At 49.8% G+C, this 6,093-nt stretch carries 6 protein-coding genes; all 6 read right to left on the bottom strand.

Annotated elements, in window-relative coordinates:
• Nucleotides 1-717, bottom strand: a complete 717-nt coding sequence (locus KF749_15465; protein MBX2992550.1) for a sugar transferase — start codon at nucleotides 715-717, stop codon at nucleotides 1-3.
• A gap of 109 nt (nucleotides 718-826) precedes the next feature.
• The gene (locus KF749_15470) at nucleotides 827-2,029 is read right to left on the bottom strand and encodes a glycosyltransferase family 2 protein (GenBank protein ID MBX2992551.1); all 1,203 of its coding nucleotides are present in this window, start codon (nucleotides 2,027-2,029) and stop codon (nucleotides 827-829) included.
• 177 nt (nucleotides 2,030-2,206) lie between these two features.
• Complete coding sequence (locus KF749_15475; protein ID MBX2992552.1) at nucleotides 2,207-3,037, bottom strand: polysaccharide deacetylase family protein; 831 nt, start codon at nucleotides 3,035-3,037, stop codon at nucleotides 2,207-2,209.
• Between the two features lie 26 nt (nucleotides 3,038-3,063).
• On the bottom strand, nucleotides 3,064-4,242 hold the full coding sequence (locus KF749_15480; GenBank protein ID MBX2992553.1) for a glycosyltransferase family 4 protein: 1,179 nt from the start codon (nucleotides 4,240-4,242) through the stop codon (nucleotides 3,064-3,066).
• Nucleotides 4,243-4,254: 12 nt separating this feature from the next.
• Nucleotides 4,255-5,166, bottom strand: a complete 912-nt coding sequence (locus KF749_15485; GenBank protein MBX2992554.1) for a decaprenyl-phosphate phosphoribosyltransferase — start codon at nucleotides 5,164-5,166, stop codon at nucleotides 4,255-4,257.
• A gap of 26 nt (nucleotides 5,167-5,192) precedes the next feature.
• A partial coding sequence (locus KF749_15490) for a glycosyltransferase family 9 protein (protein MBX2992555.1) occupies nucleotides 5,193-6,093 on the bottom strand: 901 nt, incomplete at its 5' end.

The following is a 6,093-nucleotide window of genomic DNA, read 5'->3' on the forward strand; positions in this document are numbered from 1 at the left end:
TTACGATGCTCCCTTTGCAGTGACCACCGCTTTGACCGTTTGCAAGAGGATTTTGAGATCCGAACGGAGAGTTCTCTTGTGAATGTACTGGACGTCGAGTGTCACCTGTTCTTCAAACTGGATCTGATTGCGTCCACTCACCTGCCAAATGCACGTGATACCGGGGAGAATATCGAGCCGGTAGTGATGGCGGTTGTTGTAGAGGGCTACTTCGCTGGGCAGCGGCGGACGCGGCCCGACAAGTGACATGTCGCCCTTCAGTACGCACCACAACTGGGGTAATTCATCAATGCTCAGCTTGCGGATAATCCTGCCGACCGGGGTGACGCGCGGATCGTTTTTCATCTTGAAGATCACACCGTTCATTTCGTTGTGCTGCATCAACTTGGACTTCAAGTCCTCGGCGTTGAGAATCATGGATCTGAATTTGTAGAACTTGAAGGTTTTTCCCCATTTACCGACGCGTGTTTGTGTGAAAATCACTGGCCCTCCATCCTGCAACTTGATGGCCAACGCTGTAATAATAAAAAAGGGTGACAGCAAGATCATGCACACGATCGATCCGACAATGTCGAACAATCGTTTGACCGGAGCCCGAAGCGCAACAAACAGACTCCAAGTTTTGATCTTGGTTCTCACCATGATTGTGCGGTACAGTCGCTTCAATGCCATACGCACCGATGGTGGATAAGTAACTGTTTTCGTTGCCGCTGCCATTTCCGGCTGCAGCAAGTCTTCGCGTGATTGAAGTCCAAGTGTATCTTCTATGTTATTCGACAGCATGATACCCCCCGTCATATCATTGCAATAAACCAAAAAAGACTTACTACCGCTCGGTGCGCATCCACACCTTGTTTGTTTTTCCGGCGAGCATGGAGACGTACACGCCGACTTTCCAGATGAGGTAGTGCGGCAGATACAGAAATGCCAGCAAGTTCCTCGGATGCACACGTGCAAGAATCAACCCCAAAATGCAATGGATGGCAATCATACCGATAACGGACCACCATCCCCACAACATCCATTGTGTCAACAAGAGGCCGTACGAATCAAGAGCCACATTAACAAGAACGAACCCCGCAGCGCCAAGAAACAAAATGGCCAGTGGTGGAAATGCCGCATCCAACGCGGCTTCGAATGTATACAGGCTTTTCCTCTTCCATGCCTCTTTCATTAGAAGAGGAACCCGGTTCTTCATACTTGCAAAGCGCCCGCCTTCCCATCGAATCCGCTGCGTTTTGGCGTTCGAAGAATCTTCGGGCATAATTGCATACACAATCGGTTTGGGATTGAAGTGGATTTTTTCCCCTTGCCGGACGAGTTCCATTCCCATATCCAGATCCTCTCCCAATGACGTCTCATCCCATTTCATCGTGCGAAGAACGTCAACCGAAAAACACATGCCGTTACCTTTGAGCGGAACCGAAAAGCCGAGCGCGGCTTTGCCTAACGGCCTCACGTAGTTCTGAAGGGCAAAAGCAATAAGCATGAGTTGAACACGCCAAGATCCTGCGTTATCAAGAACAAGGTCACTGCTCTGCACAATACGATGCCCTTCGTCCAGCGAGATATTCATCTCGTGCAGGAAATCCTTGCTGATAACAGAGTCGGCATCGACGAACACACAGGCGTCGTAGCCGGGCGCGGGAAGTCTCTCCAGTACCTGAGGGATGATCCAATTGAGTGCATAGCCTTTGCCTTTATTGGTCGGATCGGACCGTTGGAAGACAATAGCACCGGCACCGAGAGCCAGTTTCGACGTTTGATCAGTACAGTTGTCCGCAACAACAATCACGTCAAACAACTCTCGCGGATATGCGATTTCGAAAGCGCTACGCAATGTTCCTTCAATAACCTTTTCTTCGTTATGTGCAGGAATGATGATGGCGAACTTTCTCTGTCTCGAAGGCTGGGCCTTCTTCTTTGCCGGAATGACAAAAGGAGCCAGTGTCAAGAGAATGAGATACAGAGAAAGGAACACCGCCATCAACAGAAAAGGCGCCTGAAGTACGACAAGAACAATTTCCATTATGAACAATACCCATGTAGTGGCAAAGAACTTTGCAATCAATATGCCAACGGGCACCCCCTGAATTCCACCCCAAACTCCATAAAATGTGCGTCGTTGTGTGGAAGAGACTGAATAGCGTGTAAGAATTATCCACTCTTCGGGCTGCACCCGGCATATCGTGTCGCGTTATACCTGTTACCTCACATTGTATCGAGGCCTTCTGCCAACAATCTGTTTCGTCACAGACCACATCCAGCGGACTCCCTTTTCCGCGCCTGATAGTTTGAAATTCAAATACAAGGCGTCAGCCCGATTCGAAATTAGAGTGCGTCGAATCTGAAACAAATCTCTGAAAAACGACCATGGCCCGTAGTTCGTCGCGAAAGCGCATTGGTACCCCGACTTCCGGGCAAAAGCGGCAACGCGATCGTCAACTTCACCGTATGGGTAGGCGAAGTATCGGACCGGCTTGCCTAACAGCTTTTCGAGGATTTGCTTTGAGTGATGAAGTTCCTCGGCAAGCTCGTCGTCCTTCAACAGGGGAAGGGACCGGTGGCTCCAACCGTGCGATCCGATCTCGATTCCAAAATCCCTGATCTTGATGATTTCGTCTTCCTTCATCAATCTCGCCTCTGCCATATTGTAAGGCAGATCCCACCAGTTGTTCTGGCGGGAGAAATCGCTGATAACAAAGACGATAGCTGAAAATCCATACTTGGCCAGCAACGGTGCGGCGTTTTCAAGAGTATCAAGGTAACCGTCATCGAACGTGATCACCAGCGGTTTCTTCACGGGCGGGCCCTGATGGTTGGGGTTAAGTAAATCGTCAATCGGCAGAGTATGATATCCATGATGTATGAAATACTGGAGTTGTAGCTCGAATATCTCTGTGCTGACAATATAGTCGTTCCCGGCATTCACTTCTTGCGGCTTGCAGATGCGATGGTACATCAAAACGGGGACGTGCATCATTGCAGGAAAATGTCCGTTCTTGACGAGATTTTCATTGTGAAATCCGTTCTTCATAAAAGTGATTGCTGTTCTCCCCCGACTTAGTTAGCTGTGGCGGATTTGCGCGGTTGTTTCTCGCACAACTGCCCGCCGACATGATCTGAAATTCGTTGGTTGTTTGGTGCTGAATTTTTACTTGTCACTTGTCGAGATTCAACGACGGACTGAACAACCGATTTAACGCTGCTCACGAACCCATCGAGGGTTTGTTCTTCCTCAATATATTTGCGTGCCGCCCGCCCCATGCGTTCAACCTCGTTCGGATTGTTCCACAGATGCAGGATTGCTTTGCGAAGCTCGACCGGATCGCCAACAGGCACGAAAAGCCCCGTTACGTCTTCCCGGATGACATCAACCTGCCCGCTTGTACGCGAACAAATAACAGGTTTGCCCATAGCAAAAGCTTCAAGGATACATGTAATGCCGTTGTCAGTATCCGATTGGAGTAATGGTATGACCACAAAACGGGATCGTGCATAAAGCTCACGCAACTCCAAAAAGTTCCTTCTTCCCACCGTCACATTCGGAGGCAGTTCGTCCAGAGAATCGACAGCCGTTACCCAGCGTGAGCGTTTGCGATGCAACGTTCCGGCGGCAATGTGGCAGGCCATATCAAGTCCGCGCATGGCCTCTAAGAACGTCGGGAAGTCGCGCATTTCGCTGCCCACGGAACAGATCATGTCCGTTTCCCGGGGAATCGGTCGAAAGAAATTTTGGTCAACAAAATAGTGAACAAAATCTATCTTTGCCACAGGCACGTGAAGTTTGTTCACAACAAGCGCCCGTTGCACCGTCGACCACATAATCAGGCGTGTAATGCGGGAGTGCGCAAGCCTGAGGAGAATAGCCTTGATGCCCCTTCCGGGCCAGCTGCACATTGCGACATGAGGAACCGATTTTCGGCCTGTTATTTTGCAGAGCAATGCAAAAGAAAATGCAGCCCGTTCATACCACGATAAGACCACATCATACTCTTGATGGATAATATACGCCTCGATTATTTGTGCCAATTCCGTCGGCAGAAAGCGGTAGAATGCACGTCGTATTGCAGGAGCCTTTTCGAGCATTCTGCTGTCCAGGATATCTGCATTGAATTCGTCACGAAAAATTGACGCCCGGGGCGTCTGATTACTCTTTTCAAGCCGCCGCAACTCCTCTTCCGGCGGGCGGTGAATATCATAGAACAACGCCAGAACTTTCAGGCGTCTGTCATAAGCCATATAGTAGTCCCCCTACATACCTGCATAGATCAACGCAATACATGCACAAACCCACAAGAGCACAGTCATCAGAATCGGAGGATCTGAAGTCAGAACATCCGTCGGCTTATCTGTTGCCGTTGTCGTGTGAATAAGGTACAGGTATCGAAACACTCCGTAAAGAACAAACACCGTAGTGTAGATTAACTTGTCGGTATTGAACAGATGTACTGTACGCGGTGCAACTGTGTAGAGTGCATACGAAATCACCGTCCCCGCGGCAGCAATAGTCAACATCTGATCCACAAAGCTTACCCGATAGAGTTGTAGTACCTTCCGTTCCGGAAAAGTCGAATCCGGCAGATGCACCAGTTCACTGCGTCGTTTCGCAAAGCCCAGAAATAGCGAAACGAAGAGCGTACACAGCACAAGCCAAGTCGACACTTCCACGCGAAGGGCGTACGCCCCGCCGATTACACGCATCATGAAGCCCGCGGCAATAACAAACACATCCAGCAGAACAACATTCTTCAGTTTGAAGGAGTACGCAAGATTCATGACAAAGTACACCACGACAACCAGCGCAAACAGATGATCCATCCCGGACAGAATTGCGCCGCTGCAGATAAGCAACACACTCATCAGAACGAACGCCTCAACAAATGAAACCGATCGGGCAGCAATCGGGCGATTCTTCTTTTCGGGATGAGAGCGATCAGCCTCAACATCCGCCACGTCATTGACGACGTACACCGCGCTCGCCGTGAGGCAAAAAGTGAGAAACGCCATCATTGACGTTACAACCGGCTCGAATTCAAAGAGCTCCTTTGCAAAAACGAGCGGGACAAAAACGAAGAGGTTTTTGATCCACTGCTTCGGTCGTATCAATGCCACATAGGCCGATATTCTTGCCTTTCCCCCTCCGCTGTGCGCTAATTCCGACATTCTTCTGTTTGTTGAGAGGCGGAAATTTACAGATGCTTTTCGACTTGTGCAACAACATACTCCGGCGAGAGTGTGTTCATGCACGTCACCGTCTTGTCGCATCGGGAACGATAGCACACAAGGCACTCAATATCGCTGTATAGCACATCACCCTTCCCGAAAACGTCCAGTTCCCAGGGCGAAGTAGGGCCGACAAGCACAATAGTCGGCTTTCCCAATGCAACACCAATGTGCATACCCAGACTGTCAGACGTAAGCATCACGTCAAACAAATTGACGATACCGCCGAATTCCATCAACGAGTTATTGCAACCGGCATCCGACACTTTACTGCCAACAGACTTCAGAATTTCCTTATTGAGTTCAACCTCTTCGGGCCCGCCGACAAGAACGATACCGAGATCGGGATGCTTCGCCTTGATGAGATCGATAAACCCGACGTATCCTTCAAAAGTCCATTTTTTGTACTGCCAGCGTCCGCCACCACCCGTATTCAAGCCAAGAATTTTCTTTGCTCCTTTGAGAGCTTTGTTTTCGCCCATGAATCTCTTCGCCACATTCTCCGCACTTCCATTGAGCACAAGTTGAGGCGGAAGAGTGGGAAGATCGAGATCGCAGATCTCGTACATGATGTGCTGGTAGGTTTTGCGATTGGCCTTCTTGCGCTGGTCGTTTACGCCCATCACCCACCATTCGTGTGAGCGCTCATTTACCGGCTGAACTCTGCCGGCGGTGTCACAAACAAAACCGGCCCGTTCCTTACATCGCGCCATTGAGTGAATAGCAGCACTGTGCTGATCCGCATCAAGGCAAATTCCAAGATCGAATTCCTCGTTCTGCAGATACGCGGCATACTCGCCTTCCGTTACGAGAATCCTATCGACATGCGGATTGCTGTGAAGCAGCGGTGCGGCACTTGATTTTGTT

The organism is Bacteroidota bacterium (assembly GCA_019637975.1).
Lineage (GTDB): Bacteria > Bacteroidota > Ignavibacteria > UBA10030 > UBA6906 > CAADGV01.

Coding starts and splice junctions, on each gene's coding strand:
- KF749_15470 (MBX2992551.1), bottom strand. CDS start 2,029: ATGGAAATTGTTCTTGTCGTACTTCAGGCGCCTTTTCTGTTGATGGCG.
- KF749_15485 (MBX2992554.1), bottom strand. CDS start 5,166: ATGTCGGAATTAGCGCACAGCGGAGGGGGAAAGGCAAGAATATCGGCC.
- KF749_15475 (MBX2992552.1), bottom strand. CDS start 3,037: ATGAAGAACGGATTTCACAATGAAAATCTCGTCAAGAACGGACATTTT.
- KF749_15480 (MBX2992553.1), bottom strand. CDS start 4,242: ATGGCTTATGACAGACGCCTGAAAGTTCTGGCGTTGTTCTATGATATT.
- KF749_15465 (MBX2992550.1), bottom strand. CDS start 717: ATGGCAGCGGCAACGAAAACAGTTACTTATCCACCATCGGTGCGTATG.